The organism is Paenibacillus sp. GCM10027630, from assembly GCF_042676305.1.
Taxonomy (GTDB): domain Bacteria; phylum Bacillota; class Bacilli; order Paenibacillales; family NBRC-103111; genus Paenibacillus_S.
On the sequence record NZ_JBHTGY010000026.1, the window covers coordinates 67,842 to 87,377 of the forward strand.

Sequence of the window (19,536 nt, forward strand, 5' to 3'; positions counted from 1 at the left end):
TCGAAGGGTCGCGGCTTGCTGCTGCGGCTCTTTTTTGTCGTTCGGATTGTGGATAGGGTCTTCATCTCTGGGAGGATCTTATATGATAATTGTTAACGGTCAACATATAAAAAAATACTTGGGAGCCCATCTTGTACTGGACGGGGTTACGTTTGAAATTCACGATGGAGAGAAGATCGGTCTAATCGGCCGAAACGGTTGTGGTAAATCGACGCTGCTGCAGCTCATCTCCAGGCACATGCATGTGGATGAGGGTATGCTGACTCTGAAGAAGGATATGCAGGTCGGGTATTTGCCCCAAATTCCAGCTGAATTCGAGAGTCTTACTGTCTACGAAGTGTTTGCCTACGGTTACCGGGAATTAATAGCGCTTCAGAAGGAATTGTCCCATTTGGAGCAAGAAATGTCCAAACCCGACGCTGCCTCGAGTCCCGAGAAGCTTGAACAGCTTTTGAAAGCCTACGCAGCTGTTCAGGAACGCTATGAACGTGGCGGCGGTTATGAAATGGATGCAAATATAGACAAGGTGGCAGGCGGTCTGCAAATATCAAAGAGCGTCTACGCACAAAGCTTCAGCACACTCTCCGGAGGCGAGAAGACGAGGGTGTCCTTAGCTTCGCAGCTGATTGTATGTCCGGGCTTGCTGCTGCTTGATGAGCCGACGAACCACCTGGATCTGAAGGGGATTGAATGGCTGGAGCAGTTTCTGCAAAGCTACACGGGCGCATACGTTGTGGTATCGCATGACCGGTATTTTCTTGACCGGGTGGCCTCCAAAATGATTGAGCTCGAGGATGGGGAGGCTCATACGTATACCTCCAACTACAGCGGATATATGAAAGAAAAGGAAGAACGACTGCTGCAGCAGTTCGCTCAATTTCAAGAGCAGCAGAAGGTCATCAAGAAAATGAAGGAGACGATTCGCCAGCTTGAGGAATGGGGGCGTGTTGGAGGGAATGAGAAGTTTTTCAAGCGGGCGGCATCTATCCGAAGGGCGCTGGAACGTATGCAGATAGTGAAACGACCCGTGTTGGAGCCCCGAACCGCTGATTTCGAGCTTTTGCCGCTTGATCGCTCAGGGAACAGGGTTGTTGCTTTCGAGCGGATTTCCAAGGCTTATGGAGAACGCAGCGTGCTGACGGGTGCCGAAGGAAGCCTTCAATACGGCGAAAAGGTTATGCTACTGGGCGATAACGGTTCCGGCAAAACAACATTGTTCAAGCTCCTGCTTGGTGAAGAATCACCGGATAAGGGGGAAATAAAGCTGGGCGCACGTGTCGAGGTTGGATACCTTGCCCAGCAGACGGAGATACAAGATCGCAAGCAGACCGCACTGGAATACTTCCGGCTGGAAGGAGGCATAGAGGAAGGCGAAGCGAGGGGGATTCTCGCCAAATATTTGTTCTATGGCACAGATGTATTTAAGCCGGTAAGTATGCTATCCGGAGGCGAGTGGTCACGATTGCGCCTTGCGCTGCTCGTCCTGAAGAAGCCGAACCTGCTATTGCTCGATGAGCCCACCAACCATCTGGATATCGCTTCACGCGAGGCGCTGGAGGAAGCACTGGAGGAATTTCCAGGGACGGTGCTAGCTATATCGCATGACCGGTATTTCATTAACCGGTTGGCACAATGGGTATGGGAGCTGGAGAAGGGCAAGCTTGCGACGTACCTCGGCGATTTTGACGAGTACCGGGCGAAGAAGCGACAGCAGGAGGAGGCTTCCGCCAGAAACAAGGCGGAAGCTGGAGGCCTAGCCGCTGGCAGTGCGCGGCAAGCCGCCGGAGCCCGGCCCGAAGGCAAGCCGGCCCGCTCTGGCGCATCCGCCGCGGAAGCGCTCGGCGCTGCGGTGGGAAGCGCGGCAGCGTCCGCGCCGCAGCCTCCCGCGCAGGCCGCTGAGCGGCGGCGCGAGCAGCTCGAGCGGCAGATAGCCGCGCTCGAAGCGGAACTGGCTGCTGCAGATGCGAAGCTGCAGCAGCTAGGCGACAGCGGCGGCGATGCGGCGCAGCTGGAGGCGCGGTGGCGCGAGCGGGAAGCGCTGCGTGAGCAGCTCGATGCGCTGTTCGAGGCGTGGCTGGAGCTCGCTTAGAGGTATGCAAAAAAGGATGGCATAATGCCATCCTTTTTTGCATTCTGTGGTTCTCAATACAGCTGGCAGCTAGGATTGAGGCTGTTGGACGGCGGTTTGAAGTGAAGAATATACCTGGCTTACCATCGTTTGCGCCTGGGCTATTTCAGCAGAAGCTGCTTTTAAAGCTTCTTCACATAACGTTGGGTTTGCAGCCGATTGTTCGATCGCTTGAGCAATCATATCTTTAGCGATCGAAGAGGAAGCTTCTGCTTTTTTTAACAGGTTTGTATCGATTTGTTGAGCCATGTTCAAATTCCTCCATCCGGTTAAATGATTTTAGAATCCCTTATATTGAGGTTCCTCGTTCTCTAGTTGCTGAACCCGACTCTCCACCTGCTCCAAAATTTGTTGTGTTTGTTGGGAAGCATTTGTGAAAAGAGTTTTTGCTTCTTGATTTTGAGTTTCCAAAGCAAATTGCTCAAGACTTGCTTGGGCGCTTTTTAACGAAGCTACGCATGTTTTTACTTGGGATGCTACGGTCATTGGTTTCACCTCCTCTTTAAGTAACGAACATAATATATCCCATATTAGTAAAAAAAAACTGGAAAAAATTAAAACCAGCGAAGAGAAGCAATTTTTGAATGAATATGAAAATGAAGGGTACAGCATACTAAGTTAACTTAGAACATTTTCATGCTGCCTGCTCCTAAGCTTTGAAGGCTATACAACTTTGGAATTTAGACAATTACATAGTAGGGAAGGAAAAAATATGATTTATATTTATAATGATTTTGGTGGGACGCACACAACGGTATTGGCAGCCTCCTACCATCTTAATAAGCTGGATGTAAATAGAGAGCCGACCAAAACGGAGATATTAGCTTCGCATAATTTCAATAAATTGGTGTATAAAGACCGAGGCAAGTTATATTTTCATGGAACCGATGATGAGGGGAATCAAGTATATACAATGGGCAGAGGACGATCCAAAATCCTGATTCCGGGCATTTATAATCTTATCCAGATGCTGCTTGATGAAAATGTATTGCATGAGAAAATTATTTTATCGAATACTTCGCCGACCGTACCTCTTTCAATGACGATGGGCGGTATGCTTTCGCGTTGGTTAAAAATTGATTTTATCGGAGTTCCGTTGTTAGTGATGGGGGCAAAGAAAGCTTACAAGGACATTGTTAACTTGGTTCATCAAACGAAACAGGCAGCAAAAATTTCTGCTTCACAATTGGTCATGCTAGAAAATAAAGGCTTAAAATAGCGTTGCGGACAGTAAGCTTCCATCCCCACTTTGACAGTGGTTTTGGAGGTTTTTTTTGTTTGTTGTTCTAGGACTGGCTCTGCTTTGGGGTAGTTTCTTCATGCGGAATACAGTGATAAATGTTAATCTATTTGTCAGTTTATGGTACTATTTATACAGGAAAGGAAGTGTGCGAATGTCGGGAGCATCGACGCTATTATCTATTGGGGAAATAAGGGAAATTAATAGATATCCTATAAAGTCTTTTGCTGGAGAGAGCTTGGAGACAACGAGAATCGAGACCTATGGATTATATGGTGACCGCAGTTATGCCTTTATCGATGAAACGAAAGAGGGATGGTCCAGATATATTACGGCCAGACAAATTCCTGACATGCTTAGCTATAAAGCCAAGTTAATAGGTGATGGTTCTGAAGAGGAGTTTCCCCAAGTGAATGTCATCTCGCCAAATGGCCGGATTTTAAAGTGGGATGAAGAGCTGCTAGGAGAGATACAAGCCTATTCGAAAACAAAAATGTCCATGCTGGACTACAAACCAAGTAATGAAGATCTTTTGGCTGTGGATACATGCAGTATATTGATAATTACAGATGCTTCATTACGGAAGCTTGAGGATATATGGGGCAAAAATTTGGATAAGCGTCGTTTTAGAGCCAACTTTACGGTGTCTTTAGGCGAGAACTCATTTGACGAAAGCAACTGGATAGGGAAACGTTTATTAATAGGGAATGCGGAGCTGCAGGTTGATATGTACTGTAAGCGCTGTTCAATGATTACAATCGATCCGGATACTTTGGAATATGATAAATCTCTGTTGAAAAAAGTAAACGAGGAGATGAATTTAAATTTCGGGGTATACGCTTCTGTAAAAAAGACAGGACAAATTAGCGTCGGTGAGAAGGTATTTTTAATGGATTCACATAATACGACTGACTAATACATCCAATTGGAGTGGTGAGTGTGGGTTGCCTCGGTTGCAGAATTGCTAATGGCAATGAACCTAACTTAAATATGGTTTATGAAAATGAACTTGTTGCTTGTGTTTTGGATATCGCTCCATTCAATGAGGGGCATCTGCTGATTCTACCGAAAGAGCATTATTTGGACGTCGAAGAAATGGATACTGAAACCGCCTATGCTGTAATGGATGCTTCGATAAAGCTGTCCAAAGTTATAAAGAAGGTGTTTGCACCGGACGGAATAACTATATGTCAAAATGGCGGAAGCTTTAATGATCTGACCCATTACCACATGCATCTCATTCCAAGGTTTGAAGGGGATGGCTTTTCTTGGAGTGAACCTCTACATCCTTATGATGCGGGGAATCATCTAAAAGAAACCAAAGAGAGAATGTTAAAAGCTATGAACGATTAAAGCTATTGAATAAGCTTTGCCTCACAGAAGGTTCGGTCTTGTGACTGGTGCTCTTAAGGTGCTGAACGGAACTGAAAATTCCGTTATTGAATCTGCCGCTTCCAATTTAAGATGATAGCGGAAACCAGAATTCCGTTATTTAGAGTGAATGGGAACATATTGAACAAAAACAGAGAGATTACGGAAGAAGTTGTTCCTTTATCTCTCTGTTTGTTGTGCTTTCCAAGCCATAGCGGAACGAATACATCCGCTAAAGCTCTAGCTCATTCCTTGTGGGAGGCCAGATCAAAGACGGGTTAGGAAGTAAGGATCGATGCAAAGTACAGAGTAGAACAAAAGAAGGCGTGGGTGTGGTGAAGGGATCAAGATGTCGTAAATTTGCACTAATTGTGAAACTTTTAAGAACTTTTTGAAAGCGCCATCTATAAATTCGATAACATATAATAATTGTCCCATTTTTGATGCCAAAAAGTGCTGCATGGCAAAAAAACGACAGCGATATACAGGCCGATTTTTGCAGCCCCAGGCCGTTAGAGAAGGCCTTTTAGCGGGTTTGTAGGGGGAGTCCGTGAGCCTCGCAATTTCAGTTGACACCGTGGAAGAAGAGTGCACATAATGTTCATTAAATCGGTCGGCCCGTCGTGGGATCACCGATTTCAATGACGCAATTATGAGGGAGATGATGTCGGTGACGATGCAATACGATGCCTTGTATTATCCTTATTCATCCAGAAGAATGGTGACTTATGCGAGTCGGGGAATGGTATCCACGACCCAACCGTTGGCGGCCGAAGCCGGACTGGATATGCTCAAGCGGGGAGGGAATGCGATCGACGCTGCAATTGCGACGGCAGCTTGTCTAACTGTCGTTGAGCCGAACTCGAACTCTATCGGCGGCGATTCATTCGCGTTGGTATGGACGGAGGGCAAGCTGCACGGGCTGAATGCCAGCGGTCCTTCCCCGGCGGCCATTTCGCTTGACAAGGTGCTGGCTGACGGACATGCCAGAATGCCAACCTACGGCTTGCTGCCGGTTACGGTTCCCGGAACGCCTGCTTCGTGGGTAGCACTGTCGGAGCGGTTCGGCCGCTTGCCGTTGACGGAGGTGTTAGCTCCGGCGATTCGCTACGCGGAACAGGGTTTTCCCGTGTCACCGACGATCAGCAGCTACTGGAAGCTCGGGCATGACAACATCCGTGCTCTGAACGATGAGTTGCTGTTCGCTTCGTGGATGGATGTATTTGTTCCAGGCGGCCGTACGCCCCGCAGCGGTGAGCTCTGGCGTTCGCCTGATCATGCGCGGACTTTGCGATCCATTGCCGAAACGAACGCGGAGTCGTTCTACCGAGGTGAGCTCGCTGAGCGCATCGATGCGTTCTTCCGGCAGCATGGCGGCTTTTTGACCAAGGAGGATTTGGCTGAATACCAGCCGGAATGGATGGAGCCCATCAGTGTGAACTACCGCGGTTACGATGTTTGGGAAATGCCTCCGAACGGACAGGGGCTGATCGCGTTGATGGCACTGAACATCCTCAAGGGACTTGATTTCGACGGGAAGGATACGCCTGCCACCTTGCATAAGCAGATTGAAGCCGTGAAGCTCGCTTATGCGGACGGGCTGCGTTATATTACGGACCCGCGAAACATGAAGGTCACTGTGGAGGAGCTGCTCTCTGAGGCTTACGCGGCACAGCGACGATCATTAATCGGCGAGGAAGCGCTGATGCCGACTGCCGGGGAGCCGCCGAAGGGCGGAACGGTCTATCTGGCGACGGCAGATGGGGAGGGCAATATGGTGTCGTTCATCCAGAGTCATTCCGGCGATTTCGGTTCCGGCCTGGTTATTCCTGGAACAGGCATCTGCATGCAGAATCGGGGTGCAGGATTCTCGTTGGACCCGGCGCATCCCAATGTGCTCGCTCCCCGCAAAAAAACGTATCATACGATCATCCCTGGATTTATCACGAAGGATGAACAGCCCATCGGCTGCTTCGGCGTCATGTGCGGTTCGATCCAGCCCCAGGCGCATGTGCAGGTTGTCATGAATGCGATCGATTTTCACCTCAATCCGCAGGCATCGCTTGATGCGCCAAGATGGCGCTGGCTGAGGGAGAAGATGATCGAGGTCGAGCCTCAATTTCCCGATCATCTTGCACAGGCGCTTGCTCGCAAGGGACATACCGTGCAGCGGGCGCTTGATTCCGGCATGTTCGGACGCGGCCAGATTATATGGCGCGAGCCTGATACCGGCGTGTTGGCCGGGGGGACGGAACCGCGGGCCGATGGACATGTGGCCGTATGGTAAGTTGGAGCGAGTCTTTGATATGAGGCATGGAGTAAGAAGTGAATAACGGAGAGGAGGCAGATGATGCCATACCTAATGGGCATTGATGGCGGAGGCAGTAAGACTTATACGGTAGTTACAGATGGGCAGGGCAACCGGCTTGGACAGGGCATCTCGGGCCGCAGTAATCACCAGAACTTTGGCGTCGAGCAGGCGATGGCCAATATTAGTGAATCGATTGCCATGGCGCTCGCGGAAGCGCAGCTGGTGCATGACGATATCGCCTTTGTACAATACGGACTAGCCGGTGCAGACCGACAGAAGGATTTTGATGTGCTGCTTCCGGCATTGGGCAGGCTTCCGTTCGCGAGCTGGGATCTGGTCTGCGACACGATGACAGGGCTGCGGGCGGGGAGCCCCACCAATACGGGCGTTGTGCTCGTATGCGGCAGCGGTACGAATGCTGCAGGGCGCAACCGGGAAGGACGGATGGTGCAGACCGGAGGGCTTGGGCCCTTGTACGGCGACCGGACGAGTGGAACCGATCTGGCACGCGAAGCTTTCAGCAGCGCCGTTCGCTCGTGGGAGCTGCGGGAGAGACAGTCGCTGCTAACGGATAGGGTTCCCCGTTATTTTGGTTTTGACACGATGGAGGCGCTCGTGAACGATTTTCTCGATCGCGATGTAAGACAAGTTCCAGGGGAATTAACGATCGTGCTTCACCAGGCAGCGGACGAAGGGGACGAACTGGCCATCGAGCTGCTGCGTGGCTCGGGTAAGGAGCTCGGCATTGCGGCGAACTCGGTTATTCAACGCCTCGGCGGCTTCGGCTCTGAAATGGTGCCGATTGTGCTAGTGGGCAGCGTCGTTCAAGAGGGCCGCAATCCTCACCTGCTTCAGGCGCTGAAGGAGACAATCGCTGAAAGGCAATATGCCTTCGAGCTCGTAGTGCCGCAGCTGTCGCCGGTGTACGGTTCGGTGCTGCTGGCGATGGATCGGCTGCAGCTGCCCGTAACGGATATTATCATGAACAAATTCATAGCCTACGGAGGGTACAAATCGTGAGAAAAAAAGCTCTGAAAATAGCGGTCATAGGCGGCGGATCATCGTACACCCCTGAGCTGATAGAGGGATTCATCAAGAATTACAGTGAGCTGCCAGTGACCGAGCTGGTGCTGGTCGATGTCGAAGAGGGAAAGGGCAAACTGGAGACCGTTGGTCGTTTGGCGGAGCGTATGATCGAAAAGGCCGGAGTGCCAATCCAGCTTAGCCTGACGCTTGATCGGCGGGCTGCAATTGCCGGCGCAGACTTCGTTGCTACGCAAATGCGAATCGGACTGCTGTCGGCGCGTTCCCGCGACGAGAAAATTCCGCTCCGGCATGGGCTGATCGGACAGGAAACAACGGGGGCCGGTGGGTTCGCCAAGGCGCTTCGTACGATTCCCGTCATTCTCGATATTTGCCGGGATATGGAGGAGCTTGCACCGGACGCGTTTCTCGTCAACTTCACGAACCCGGCAGGCATTGTCACCGAAGCGGTAATCAAGCATTCCAAGATCCGCACGATGGGGCTCTGCAATCTTCCGATCGGTACTCGTATGCAGATTGCCGCGCTGTACGATATCGATGTTGCGAGGGTTGAAACAGAGATGGTGGGCATCAACCACCTGAACTGGACGACGCGCATCCTGATTGACGGGGAGGATGTAACCCGCAGCTTCCTGAGCAAGGCGGCCGGAGCGAGCGGATTGACGATGAAGAATATTCCCGATTTTGGTTGGGATGACGACTTCCTTCAAGCCGTGGGCGCGCTTCCTTGCAGCTATCATCGGTATTATTACATGAGGAATACGATGCTTGGGCACATGCAGGAGAAGTTCCGTGAGCATGGAACGACACGCGCGGACGATGTAATCGGGGTCGAAGCGGAATTATTCGAGCTGTATAAGGATCCGGAGCTGGCGGTTAAGCCGCCGCAGCTTGAGAAGAGAGGTGGGGCCTATTATTCCGAGGCGGCTGTCAATCTGATTAAGGCAATCTACAACAACGCAAGAAATATCCAGACGGTAAACGTAAAAAACAACGGGATTCTGCCGTTCCTGCCGAATGACGCATCGGTAGAAATCAACTGTGTGATAGATGCGCAGGGCGCTCACCCGATTCAGCCCTTGGCTCCGGTAACAGCACAAATGCGTGGTTTGCTTCAGGTCGTAAAGGCGTATGAAGAATTAACGGTCAAGGCCGCCGTTGAGGGAGACTATGCTTCCGCGCTCCAGGCGCTGACTATTCATCCGCTCGTAGGGGATGCGGCCCTTGCCAAAACAGTGCTGGACGACATTCTGCTGGAAAATAAGGTGTGGCTTCCGCAGTTTCCGCAAGCTGAAGAGTGAGTTTCTCGGTTTTTGGCTACACTAATCGCGAAATGAAGGTGAAAAAATCTGTGATCCTGGCTGGATTGCAGTTTTTTTCTTTTTTTAAGAGCTTTCAAAGCTAACATGAGGGCTAAAAAACAATGGTTTTTGATTGGATGCGCTTACTTACATGTTATATAAACTAACATTAATCATAAAAAATAGACTAAAATTCAATATTAGATTAAAAAATTCAACTTTATTGTATTTCCGTGGGATAGTTAAGCGGATACATTCGGAGTTATAATAGCCGTACGAACTTTAGTGTTAATAATAATGACATTTGAAAAGGGGAATGTTCTTGTGAAAAAGTCGATTCGTAATACAATCTTGGTTGCTGCTTCCGCCGCAATGGTTACTGCTTTATCAGGTTGCGGACAGACGGCCACAACCGAGCAGACCAAGACTCCGGCGAAAGAAACAAAAGGGCCTGTGACCCTGACTATGGAGTACAACTGGTCCAGCCCCAATGTAGACAACGTGCTTTACAAGGAACGGATCAAGAAGTTCGAAGAATTGAATCCTGATATTAAAATTGAGGCACAGGACATTCCATCGGCCCAATATCGTACCAAGCTTCGTACGGAAGCGGCTGGCAACAGTATGCCGGATATGTTCATCCTTTTCCCGGGAATCGAAATGGAGCCTTATATCGCAGCTAATGTGCTGATGCCGATCGACGAGATTATGGATAACTGGAAAAACATACTCCCACAGCAGGCTCTGGCCGGCTTTAATGTGAATGGCAAGCAATATGCGATTCCTACCAAGATGACGTTTGTTGATATTGTATATTACCACAAGGATATGTTGGCCAAAGCGGGCTTTAATGAATTTCCCAAAACTTATGCCAGCTTCCTCGATCTGGTCAAGAAACTGAAGGATTCCGGTGTCACTCCAATGGCGATCGGAAACAAAAATAAATGGCCTATGCAGTCGACCTTCATGTCTGCCGTAGAGGATCGTATCACCGGAAGCGAATTCCTGACTAAGGTGAATAAAGGGGAAGCCAAATTTACCGATGCGGAATATGTGAAATCACTGAATGTAGTGTCTGATCTAGTCAAGCTGGATGCCTTCAACCCTGATATTAACACGATGGACGAAGTACAGCAGCAAGATTACTTCCTGCAGAAGAAAGCAGCCATGACGATGACCAGCTCGACGATTGACACCAAATTCAGAGCTGGAAATACGGATAAAGCAGCTGCCGAAAACATCGGAATCGCGCTGTTCCCTTCGGTTGATGGTGGTAAAGGAGATCCAACTAAGAGTGCGGGAGTCATTCAGTACGGTATCGGGTTGAGCAAAGAGTTGAATGGTGCGAAGAAGGAAGCGGCGATGAAGTTCTTGAAATATTTTTACGCGCCTGAGCTGTACCAGAACCTGATGAGCAAAGGTATCGTTGTTCCGGCCAAGGTCGATATGCCTGCGGATACTAGCCCTTATCTGAAAGAAATGCTGAAGTTAACGCAAAATGGCTCGGCGCTCGTATTCGACAGTGTAATGCATCCATCCGTCAAGGATGCAATGGAGAATGGGATCCAAGCGATCATAACGAAGCAGAAGACACCAGAGCAAATTGCCAAAGAGCTGCAAGATGCCGTGGATAAGAATAAGAAATAAAGCAAACGCAGCCTGGGATCGACTTGGGTCAGGGAGGTTAGGAGCTTGAATGTTTCCATCGGAGGATTTTCTTTTTACCAGCTGCTCAGTGCAGGAGAAATGGATATTTTCGGTTATTTAGAAACGGTCCGGCATCGTTATGGATTGCGATCTGTTGACTTGTGGAATGGATTCTTCACAGACCGGAGTGATCCATTCTATCCGATCGCCGAAGACGATATTTTACAGAAAATTAAAAGATCGCTTGATGAGAAAGAACTGACCGTTGCCAATTTTGCTGTGGACCGGGCCCATATATGGGACCCGGACCCCGGTACCCGGGCGAGGCTGCACCAGAATGCGCTTGATCATTTACGCGCAGCGGAGCTGTTCGGCGCCCGCACGGTTCGGATCGATACGAGTCGTGGGCCGGTAGAGCCTTCTGAGGAGCAATTCGAATACACAGTTATGCGATATCGGGAATATGCCGAGCGAGCAGCAGACAATGGATACACGGTCGGGCCGGAGAATCATACAGGTATTTCGCTCGATCCGAAGTGGATGAAGAAGCTTGCCGAAGCAGTAGATCATCCGGGTTATGGGGTACTTCTGCATATCGGTCGATGGCAGGATACGCAGGCGCAGGGGGATCGGCTGATAGCCCCCTGGGTGAATCATGTTCATCTCGATGCAAAGTCATTAGTCTCGGAGGAATCGATCGAGATCACAAGGATGCTCATGGAGCGCGGTTATCAGGGACATTGGGCGGTCGAGTACAACGCTCCGTCCCTGCCTTACATCGAGCTGGAGTGGGCGTTAGCTTCAGCGAAACGAATACTGGCCAAGGCTGAAATGGCCATGCTGGAACAAGGAAACGGAGGGAAATGAGGTGCAACGAATAAGAATCGGCGTCATTGGTGTCGGCATTATCGGAAAAGCTCATTTGCAGGAATACGCCGGCATCCCCGGGGCTGAGGTAGTGGCCTTATGCGATATTAACGAGCAGGAAGCAAGGCTGATCGCTGATAAGTATGGGATCCCGGATGTCTATACGGATTTTAAGGAAATGCTGGCGAGAGATGACATCGATGCGGTGGATGTGTGTCTGCACAATAATTTTCACGCACCGCTGACGATCGCTGCACTTCGGAGTGGCAAGCATGTTTACTGCGAGAAGCCGATAGCGGGCTCTTACTATGATGGGCTGACGATGCTGGAGGCGGCACGCGAAAGCGGGAAGAAGCTGCATATTCAGCTTGGCACCCTGTACAAGAAAGAAACGAAAGCAGCGAAGGCGCTGATTGATGACGGACAGCTAGGGCGATTGTTCCATGCCCGTTCGAATGGCTTTCGCCGCAGAGGCCGGCCTTATGTGGATGGCTTTGGTACGGTACATTTCACGAAGAAGGCTAGCGCAGGGGGCGGTGCTTTGCTTGATATGGGCGTGTACCATATTGCTCAGATGCTCTACCTGCTCGGAGTAACCGATGTGGAACGGATGACAGGCAGGCTGGTTCAAGAGATGGATATGGACCCGCAGCGCCGGGAAGACAGCGGCTTTGATGTGGAGGAGCTGGCGTTAGGCTTTGTTACTTTCAAGAGTGGCGTGACGCTGGATATTTTCGAAGCTTGGGCCATACATCTGGGCGGAATCGAAGGAAGCAGCATTGTTGGGGCAAAAGGGGGAATTCGACTGCCCTCCTATCATTCAGGAGAACAAACGGGCGATTTCAGCTTCCATACGACAGTGGCGGACCTCGATTTGAACAGTACGGTTGATCTCAACCGGATGGACATCCGATGGCATCGAATGAGATCGAATGAGGATGCCTACGACTCCTCGCAGCAGCATTGGATTGCCGCACTGCAAGGGAGAGTCGAGCTTCTGCCGACAGCGGACATTGCACTTGCGACTCTGCTGATAAGCGAAGGGCTTTATTTGGCCGACTCCCTTGGCCGAGAGGTTACGGCAGATGAAATTGCAGCCAGCTCCCGGTCGCTTGCCGTCAAGATATAACTAACTGTGAACGGAGGCTGCTGCACATGCATGCATTGAAAAGAACTGGATGGACTGTGTTTATTGGAATGCTGCCGGCTCTCATCATTTATATAGGAGTCGCACTAGTGCCTATCGGCATGTCATTTTACTATTCTTTCTTCAATTGGGACGGATTATCCCCTATGAAGTTCATTGGTATCGATAATTACGTTTCGACCCTCAAGGATACGATTTTCTGGAAGGGCGTACAAAACAATATTTTCATGATGGCAACCGGTATCTTCGGCCAGCTTCCGATAGGTCTGTTTTTCGCCCTGCTGCTTAACCGTTCGCTCAAGGGCATCAAGCTTTATCGATCGATGCTGTTCCTGCCTGTCGTTATTTCGGCGGTTATCGTGTCAATTATTTGGGGCATGGTATACAAGATAGAGTCCGGTCTGCTGAACGGCTTGCTTAGCGTGGTCGGCCTGGATGCCTGGAAGCAGGACTGGCTCGGAAGCCCGAAGCTCGGCATGCTCTCAGTCAGCATTACGTATATTTGGCAAAATTACGGCTTTTACATGGTCATATTCCTGGCAGCTCTACAAAATATTTCGGAAGAAATCAAGGAAGCTGCCGTTATGGACGGAGCGATAGGCTGGAAGCATTTCTGGTATGTAACTCTTCCAATGCTGAAGGATACGATCTGGGTAACACTCATCTTCTCTATCAGCAACAGCTTCCGGGTATTTGATCTCATCTATGTCATGACGGCCGGCGGACCGGCGCATAACACGGAAGTGATGACGATATATATGTACAACAATGCTTTTCAAAATATGAATTTTGGATATGGAAGCGCGGTTTCCATGCTGATTCTGCTATTCAGCCTGATTGCCATTTATGCAGCCAACCAGCTTACACGACGCAGCCAATAAGCAGAACCTAGCAGAAGGAGGACCTATGCAAACATCACGTATAAAATTATCATTCATCCACATATTGCTGGCTGTCTTATGTTTGGCCAATATTATCCCTATCCTGTGGATGATCATCAGCTCCTTCAAATCCGAGCAAGAATTTTCTGTTAATCCGATGGGTTGGCCCAAGCTGTGGGATTTTAGCAACTACACCAATGCCTGGAGGGTAGCTCACCTCGGTACTTATTTCTGGAACAGCATCTTTGTGACGATAGCCGCCATTGTATTAACTGTATTTCTCGGTGCGTTGGCCTCCTATTTTATATCAAGATTCGATTTTAAATTGTCCAAGTGGGTTTACGGGCTGTTTATCATCGGGATGACTATTCCGATTCACGCAACGCTTGTGCCGATCTTCATATTAATGAAGAAACTCGGATTATTGAACACCCATTTGTCTCTAATCCTGCCGTATACCGCGTTCCATCTATCGATTACGATTTTTATTCTAGTAGGCTTCATGAAGTCTTTCCCTAAGGATATCGAAGAATCGGCGGTTATTGACGGAGGTGGAGTCTACCGGATCTTCTGGTCCATTATTTTACCGATGACTCGGCCTGCATTGGCGACGGTTGTCATCATTAACTTCATTTACAACTGGAATGAATTTCTATTCGCGCTGGTACTGATCAGCAAGACAGGACTCAAGACACTTCCGTTGGGCCTTGCCAATTTCGCCGGTACGGAGACGAAGTTCCAGACGATGCAAATGGCTGCATTGACAATGGCGCTGCTGCCTGTAGTAGCTTTCTATCTTCTGCTGGAGAAGCAGCTCGTGCAGGGAATGACCGCAGGAGCCGTGAAAGGCTAGCCAATTTCCAGTAGATTCTCCTTCGGGCCTTCCTATATTATAGAAGGAATAGATGGAATCCGAACCGTGTTGGGCAAAATACCGGTAAGGGAATCTATTGGGGGAGGACTTGCGGGAAATGAAAAAAAATCAAGGCAGATTAACCAATATAAGCTTGCGAAAAAAATCGATTGCGATCTTCTTCTTATTGGTAACGCTCCCATCCCTGCTTGTCGGGTATGCGTTTCTGAACAGGTATGACACCATCTTAAGACAGCAATTCATCGATTCCACGGAGAAAAATCTTAACACTATTGAGATGAATCTGTATGAGAAGATCAAAACCGTGGACGATATGACAGACTATATGATTTATCAAAAGGATTTCCGTAATTTCATGCAGACGGCTGAGACGCCTGAGACGTTGGATCAGCTGAACAAAGACCGGGAATCCATAGAAGGCTTTGTTGCCTTTCAGCTCATGTCCAAGAGCTATATTAAATCAATTACGCTGCAGGGTCTGAAAGGAAACACGATGCAGCTTGGGGAGCCGGTGGAGGGACCCGAGCAGCCGTGGATCGATCTGGCAAAGGAAAATCGGGGCAGGATTGTCTGGTCTAATTCCTATCCGCTGACCAGCGCCTGGACTGGACCGAAGCGTGTGGTTTCGTTGTTCCGCATCATCAATTCCTTTGACGATTTAACGAAGACGGTTGGACTGGTCATCGTCAGGCTGAACGAATCGGAGATTTCCAAGCTGCTGACAGCAGCGATTCCGAAGGAGCAGGGCTCCATTTTTATATTACGTCCCGATGGAACCGTCCTGTTGGACAGTAACAAGGAGCTTATTGGACAGCCTTACCCGAATTCTGAGCTGTTGAATGCAGTCAACCAATCATCAAGTCAAGTGACTAAAATAGAAATAAATGGTAAAAATCATGTGGTGTTTAATAAGTTCATGAGATCTACCGGTTGGAACATTGTGACACTGGTCAGTGACGAGACGATCGTAGCCAAGACCAGTGCACTAAAGGTTTCGCTGCAGGCTTTGTTCCTGGTTGTCTTTATATTTGGCCTGTTTGCACTGATTGGATTCGAACTGGCGATTATTCGTCCTATGCTTGAGCTGAAAAAGCAAACAAGCCGTCTGAAGACCGGAGATTTCTCTGCAAGGGTAACGGTTCGTTCTCGTGACGAGATCGGTGAGCTTGGCAGGCAGTTCAATAATATGGTACAGACGATCAAAGAGCTGATCGATAAGAAATACAAGCTGGAGATCCAGCAGAAGGAATCCGAGCTGCGTATTCTGCAAAGCCAGATGGACCCGCATTTCCTGTACAATACGTTGGATATGATCCGGTGGACGGCCAGGCTGGAGAAGGCACCGGAAACCAGCCAATTGATCGAAGCACTGTCAGGCTTCTTCCGGATGAGCATGAACAGGGAGAAGCGCACTGCGACTTTAGCCGATGAGCTGGAATTCGTCCGGTCTTATCTCAATTTGCAGCAGAAACGAATGGGGAGCAAGCTCGCTTTCTCCCTACTGATGGAGGCTTCACTGGAAGAGGTTGTGCTGCCGCGCAGACTGATCCAACCGCTTGTAGAGAACAGTATCAAGCACAGCTTTATCTCCCGGCAGAAGGGTGAGATCCGTGTGCGCTGCTATCGTAGTCTGCAAGATGAGCTGATCATTGATGTAGCGGATACAGGAATGGGCTTCACGAAGGAGCGGCTGCAAGCAATTCGTCAGGCGTTAGCCGAGAAGAGCAATGATGAGAGTCTTGTCGGGCATGCGCTATGCAATATTCATGAGCTTATTTCACTGGTCTACGGCGGAGGTTATGGTGTTGAAATTCCCGAAGAATACAACCAGACTGGGGCTTGCGTTCGGTTAAGAATTCCTATTCAGACGAACGGACAGGAGGCTATATGACCATTAAAATGTTGATTGTAGACGACGAACCTATCATTTGCCGAGGGCTGCGGGAGACGATCCCGTGGGACTCGATCGGAGTTGAAGTGGTGGGCGAAGCCGCCGATGGGGCGGAAGCGCTCGAGCTGATTAACCGCCAGCCGGTCGACCTGGTACTGACGGATATCAACATGGACGGCATGGACGGCCTCGTCTTGTCCAAGTCGCTGAGGGAACGGCATTCAGAGATACGGATCATTATCCTCAGCGGCTATGACGATTTTGAATATGCACGCCAGGCAATCCGTATCGGGGTGGAGGATTATTTGCTGAAGCCGGTCAATGTTGACGAGCTGATGGGGATGGTGCAGCGCATCGGCGGCGAACTGGAGCAAGAGGCCAACCAAAGGAAGGAAGCGGTGCGAGACTGCTGGCTGAACTGGCTGAAAAGCCTGATGCAGAACGGTGGTGCCTTGCCTGATGGAGAAAAAACTCCCTCTGTCCCGGCGGGGGCTCATAGCTTCCGTTTTGTAGCGAGTCAGCTGGAGGATTATGCGATGTGGGCAGAGCAATCGGCAGAGGAAGAACGGCAGATAGTACGCAGAAAATGGGAGCAAGCCGTCCATAACGCCCTCTCGGAAGAGGGGCAGGAGGTTTTCTCGTTTTTTCATCATCCTAATTTGCTAATTTCCTTATGTATCGATTCTCGGGAGGTTAGCAGAGAGAAGCTGCTCGCTGCGTTGGGGGAAGTGCCGGGACCAGCAGCGGAGGCGCATAGTCTTCACTTTGGTGTTTCTCCTGACTTCCAGGCGCTGACGGAGGCATACACGCGCTGTGAGAACGCCATTGCTGCTGTCCAGCTGAGTGCGGCTATGGAGGGAAGGACCGTGTTATTCCACGAGGAATCGGTTTCTCCAAGAAGGAATCGCGGTTTGTTTGCACCTGCAGAGCTGGAGAAGGAACTTGTGAACCTCCTGTTTAATGGGAGCATCGATGAGTTGGAGGATGTACTGGGGAAGATGATGGACCAATCGCGGGAGAAAGGGAATTTGCTCGCAGATATCGTCCAGGCGGTCAAAGAGCTGAAGGTTGTGATTCAACGGAGGCTGCGAACCAGCAGTGTAGATGTGTCGGATGAGATCGAAGGCTTTCTGGCCGGGGAAATCGATCTGCATGTGCATAACTCATACCGTGCGCTTGAAGCGCTGATCCGCCGTGAGCTGTTGTCTTTGTTCACTCTAATCCATTCCTCTGTCGGGGGCAAAAACCATTGGACTATCGATAGGGTCAAAAAATATATTGAATCTCATTACACCAACGATTTAAGGGCATCCGAGGTTGCGGCCTGGCTGAAAATCACGCCGAACTATTTCAGTATCGTCTTCAATCAATATTTCGGTAAAGGCTTCGCGGAATATTTAAACGAGGTGCGGATCGAGCATGCCAAAGCATTTCTGAGAGGAACGCATGACAGAGTGTTCGAGATTGCGGAGAAAGTCGGCTACAAGGATTACAAGTATTTTTGCTCCATCTTCAAATCATATACAGGCGTCACGCCTACGCAGTACCGCAAGCTTGCGGAAACGACACCGACATAAGGCTTCCGGCCGGTACGGGTAAGGAGGTGAGGCATGACATGGAGTTAGCCTCCCGAACGAAAGCGCGGTCATTCACCGTTATTAAAGGCTTTAACTTCTTTATTTACGGCGCGATTGCGATTTACACGTCTTTCTTTCCGCTCTATTTGAAATCAATTGGCATTTCGTCGCTGCAGATCGGACTGCTGCTGGCTGGAGGTCCGTTCATTTCGATTCTGGCAAATCCGTTCTGGGGTTATTGGAGCGACCGCTGGAATAATATCAAACGGGTGCTGATCTTGTTGTTGATCGGCAACGCGGTTGTGATGCTGAGTGTCTTTCTCAGTGCTTCACATACTGTGTTGTTCGCGCTGATGCTGGCGTATTTTTTCTTTCAGAGCCCACTCTTTTCGCAGAGCAATAGTCTGATTCTGGATGTCATCGAGCATACGGGACACAGGTTTGGCTCGTTCCGCCTCTGGGGATCGCTTGGCTGGGCTCTAATGGCGATAGCGACCGGACCTGTTCTGAGCCTGCTCGGCATCGGCCGGTTCTGGGTCGTGTACAGCGTTATGATGCTGGTGGCCATTGGGGTTGCTTTCGCGCTCCCGCGGGGGAATGCACGACCTAAGGAAGCTGTGTTTCGCGGTGGGTACGGACGCATCTTTACGAACAAGCGGTTCCTTGCTTTTCTATTGATCGGGGTGCTGATTTCGATTCCGAACGGTATGAATACGACCTTCGTGTCAATTTATATCTCCGATCTTGGAGGGCAGGAAGGACTGATCGGATTGTCGGCTTTCTTGACATCTATCTTTGAGATTCCAGTTTTCCTGCTCTTCGACCGTCTGCTGCCAAAAAACGGCCGGACTATGATTCTGTGTTTGGGTGTGGTTAGCCTTTTGTATGCGGTACGATGGCTGCTGATGTCTTTGGCCACCTCCCCTTATGAGGTTGTAGGTATCCAAATCCTGAACAGCATTACGTTCGGCGGATACTACTATATAGGCACGCAGCTGACCTCTACGCTAATTCCGCGGGAGTACCGGGCCTCAGGCCAGGCGCTGTACGCGCTGAGCTGGGGAGGCGTGTCCGGTATAGTCGCCGGCATTGCCGGAGGCTGGGTGTTCCACTATATGGGTGCGGTGGCTATGTACCGACTCGGAGCCGTGCTTGCGCTGCTCGGAGTCGCGGGATTCCTGATCATGTTCGCTCTGATGAACCGGGCAAAGTCCTCCACCGGCTGATGATCATATTGCCGCAACGCGCGTGAATCCC

17 protein-coding genes are annotated in these 19,536 nt (G+C 49.9%); 15 read left to right on the plus strand and 2 right to left on the minus strand.

Annotated elements, in window-relative coordinates; all coding sequences use genetic code 11:
* The first annotated feature begins 82 nt into the window (after positions 1–82).
* A complete protein-coding gene (gene abc-f / locus ACFQ0C_RS12090) occupies positions 83–2,089 on the plus strand; it encodes a ribosomal protection-like ABC-F family protein (RefSeq protein ID WP_379367026.1) in 2,007 nt (668 codons plus the stop codon).
* 69 nt (positions 2,090–2,158) lie between these two features.
* Here the strand turns inward: abc-f and ACFQ0C_RS12095 are convergent, their stop codons facing one another.
* Together ACFQ0C_RS12095 and ACFQ0C_RS12100 are read right to left on the minus strand one after the other, a co-directional pair.
* On the minus strand, positions 2,159–2,377 hold the full coding sequence (locus ACFQ0C_RS12095) for a hypothetical protein (protein ID WP_379367028.1): 219 nt from the start codon (positions 2,375–2,377) through the stop codon (positions 2,159–2,161).
* 30 nt (positions 2,378–2,407) lie between these two features.
* On the minus strand, positions 2,408–2,614 hold the full coding sequence (locus tag ACFQ0C_RS12100) for a DUF1657 domain-containing protein (RefSeq protein ID WP_258215899.1): 207 nt from the start codon (positions 2,612–2,614) through the stop codon (positions 2,408–2,410).
* A gap of 226 nt (positions 2,615–2,840) precedes the next feature.
* Between ACFQ0C_RS12100 and ACFQ0C_RS12105 the strand changes: the two genes are divergently transcribed.
* The 14 genes from ACFQ0C_RS12105 (at position 2,841) to ACFQ0C_RS12170 (ending at position 19,505) form a co-directional block, all read left to right on the plus strand.
* On the plus strand, positions 2,841–3,347 hold the full coding sequence (locus ACFQ0C_RS12105; RefSeq protein ID WP_379367031.1) for a DUF3189 family protein: 507 nt from the start codon (positions 2,841–2,843) through the stop codon (positions 3,345–3,347).
* Positions 3,348–3,522: 175 nt separating this feature from the next.
* Positions 3,523–4,284, plus strand: coding sequence for an MOSC domain-containing protein (locus ACFQ0C_RS12110; protein ID WP_379367033.1), 762 nt, complete (start codon positions 3,523–3,525; stop codon positions 4,282–4,284).
* 23 nt (positions 4,285–4,307) lie between these two features.
* Positions 4,308–4,721, plus strand: coding sequence for an HIT family protein (locus ACFQ0C_RS12115; RefSeq protein ID WP_379367035.1), 414 nt, complete (start codon positions 4,308–4,310; stop codon positions 4,719–4,721).
* Positions 4,722–5,415: 694 nt separating this feature from the next.
* The gene (locus ACFQ0C_RS12120; protein WP_379367323.1) at positions 5,416–7,026 is read left to right on the plus strand and encodes a gamma-glutamyltransferase family protein; all 1,611 of its coding nucleotides are present in this window, start codon (positions 5,416–5,418) and stop codon (positions 7,024–7,026) included.
* A 60-nt stretch (positions 7,027–7,086) separates the two neighbouring features.
* Positions 7,087–8,070: an N-acetylglucosamine kinase gene (locus ACFQ0C_RS12125; protein ID WP_379367037.1), complete on the plus strand. Its 984-nt coding sequence runs from the start codon at positions 7,087–7,089 to the stop codon at positions 8,068–8,070.
* On the plus strand, positions 8,067–9,395 hold the full coding sequence (locus tag ACFQ0C_RS12130; RefSeq protein ID WP_379367039.1) for a 6-phospho-beta-glucosidase: 1,329 nt from the start codon (positions 8,067–8,069) through the stop codon (positions 9,393–9,395). Before ACFQ0C_RS12125 ends, ACFQ0C_RS12130 begins: the two co-directional genes overlap by 4 nt.
* A gap of 324 nt (positions 9,396–9,719) precedes the next feature.
* Positions 9,720–11,042, plus strand: a complete 1,323-nt coding sequence (locus ACFQ0C_RS12135; protein WP_379367041.1) for an extracellular solute-binding protein — start codon at positions 9,720–9,722, stop codon at positions 11,040–11,042.
* 45 nt (positions 11,043–11,087) lie between these two features.
* Positions 11,088–11,909 carry a sugar phosphate isomerase/epimerase family protein gene (locus ACFQ0C_RS12140; protein ID WP_379367046.1) on the plus strand — a complete coding sequence of 274 codons (822 nt, stop codon included), beginning with the start codon at positions 11,088–11,090 and terminating at the stop codon, positions 11,907–11,909.
* Position 11,910: 1 nt separating this feature from the next.
* The gene (locus ACFQ0C_RS12145; RefSeq protein ID WP_379367048.1) at positions 11,911–13,038 is read left to right on the plus strand and encodes a Gfo/Idh/MocA family protein; all 1,128 of its coding nucleotides are present in this window, start codon (positions 11,911–11,913) and stop codon (positions 13,036–13,038) included.
* 26 nt (positions 13,039–13,064) lie between these two features.
* Positions 13,065–13,937 carry a carbohydrate ABC transporter permease gene (locus tag ACFQ0C_RS12150; RefSeq protein WP_379367050.1) on the plus strand — a complete coding sequence of 291 codons (873 nt, stop codon included), beginning with the start codon at positions 13,065–13,067 and terminating at the stop codon, positions 13,935–13,937.
* A gap of 25 nt (positions 13,938–13,962) precedes the next feature.
* On the plus strand, positions 13,963–14,790 hold the full coding sequence (locus ACFQ0C_RS12155; RefSeq protein WP_258215909.1) for a carbohydrate ABC transporter permease: 828 nt from the start codon (positions 13,963–13,965) through the stop codon (positions 14,788–14,790).
* 118 nt (positions 14,791–14,908) lie between these two features.
* Positions 14,909–16,702, plus strand: a complete 1,794-nt coding sequence (locus tag ACFQ0C_RS12160; RefSeq protein WP_379367053.1) for a sensor histidine kinase — start codon at positions 14,909–14,911, stop codon at positions 16,700–16,702.
* On the plus strand, positions 16,699–18,279 hold the full coding sequence (locus ACFQ0C_RS12165) for a response regulator (protein ID WP_379367055.1): 1,581 nt from the start codon (positions 16,699–16,701) through the stop codon (positions 18,277–18,279). The genes ACFQ0C_RS12160 and ACFQ0C_RS12165 overlap by 4 nt, the downstream gene beginning before the upstream one ends.
* Positions 18,280–18,317: 38 nt before the next feature.
* Entirely contained in the window at positions 18,318–19,505 is a 1,188-nt protein-coding gene (locus ACFQ0C_RS12170; protein ID WP_379367057.1) for an MFS transporter, read from the plus strand.
* Positions 19,506–19,536 lie beyond the last annotated feature (31 nt).

Bases quoted from the DNA above. Each gene is read 5' to 3' on its own strand.
- ACFQ0C_RS12120 (WP_379367323.1), top strand. From the start codon at position 5,416: ATGCAATACGATGCCTTGTATTATCCTTATTCATCCAGAAGAATGGTG.
- ACFQ0C_RS12170 (WP_379367057.1), top strand. From the start codon at position 18,318: ATGGAGTTAGCCTCCCGAACGAAAGCGCGGTCATTCACCGTTATTAAA.
- ACFQ0C_RS12155 (WP_258215909.1), top strand. From the start codon at position 13,963: ATGCAAACATCACGTATAAAATTATCATTCATCCACATATTGCTGGCT.
- ACFQ0C_RS12105 (WP_379367031.1), top strand. From the start codon at position 2,841: ATGATTTATATTTATAATGATTTTGGTGGGACGCACACAACGGTATTG.
- ACFQ0C_RS12100 (WP_258215899.1), bottom strand. From the start codon at position 2,614: ATGACCGTAGCATCCCAAGTAAAAACATGCGTAGCTTCGTTAAAAAGC.
- ACFQ0C_RS12160 (WP_379367053.1), top strand. From the start codon at position 14,909: ATGAAAAAAAATCAAGGCAGATTAACCAATATAAGCTTGCGAAAAAAA.
- ACFQ0C_RS12110 (WP_379367033.1), top strand. From the start codon at position 3,523: ATGTCGGGAGCATCGACGCTATTATCTATTGGGGAAATAAGGGAAATT.
- ACFQ0C_RS12125 (WP_379367037.1), top strand. From the start codon at position 7,087: ATGATGCCATACCTAATGGGCATTGATGGCGGAGGCAGTAAGACTTAT.
- ACFQ0C_RS12150 (WP_379367050.1), top strand. From the start codon at position 13,065: ATGCATGCATTGAAAAGAACTGGATGGACTGTGTTTATTGGAATGCTG.
- abc-f (WP_379367026.1), top strand. From the start codon at position 83: ATGATAATTGTTAACGGTCAACATATAAAAAAATACTTGGGAGCCCAT.
- ACFQ0C_RS12095 (WP_379367028.1), bottom strand. From the start codon at position 2,377: ATGGCTCAACAAATCGATACAAACCTGTTAAAAAAAGCAGAAGCTTCC.
- ACFQ0C_RS12165 (WP_379367055.1), top strand. From the start codon at position 16,699: ATGACCATTAAAATGTTGATTGTAGACGACGAACCTATCATTTGCCGA.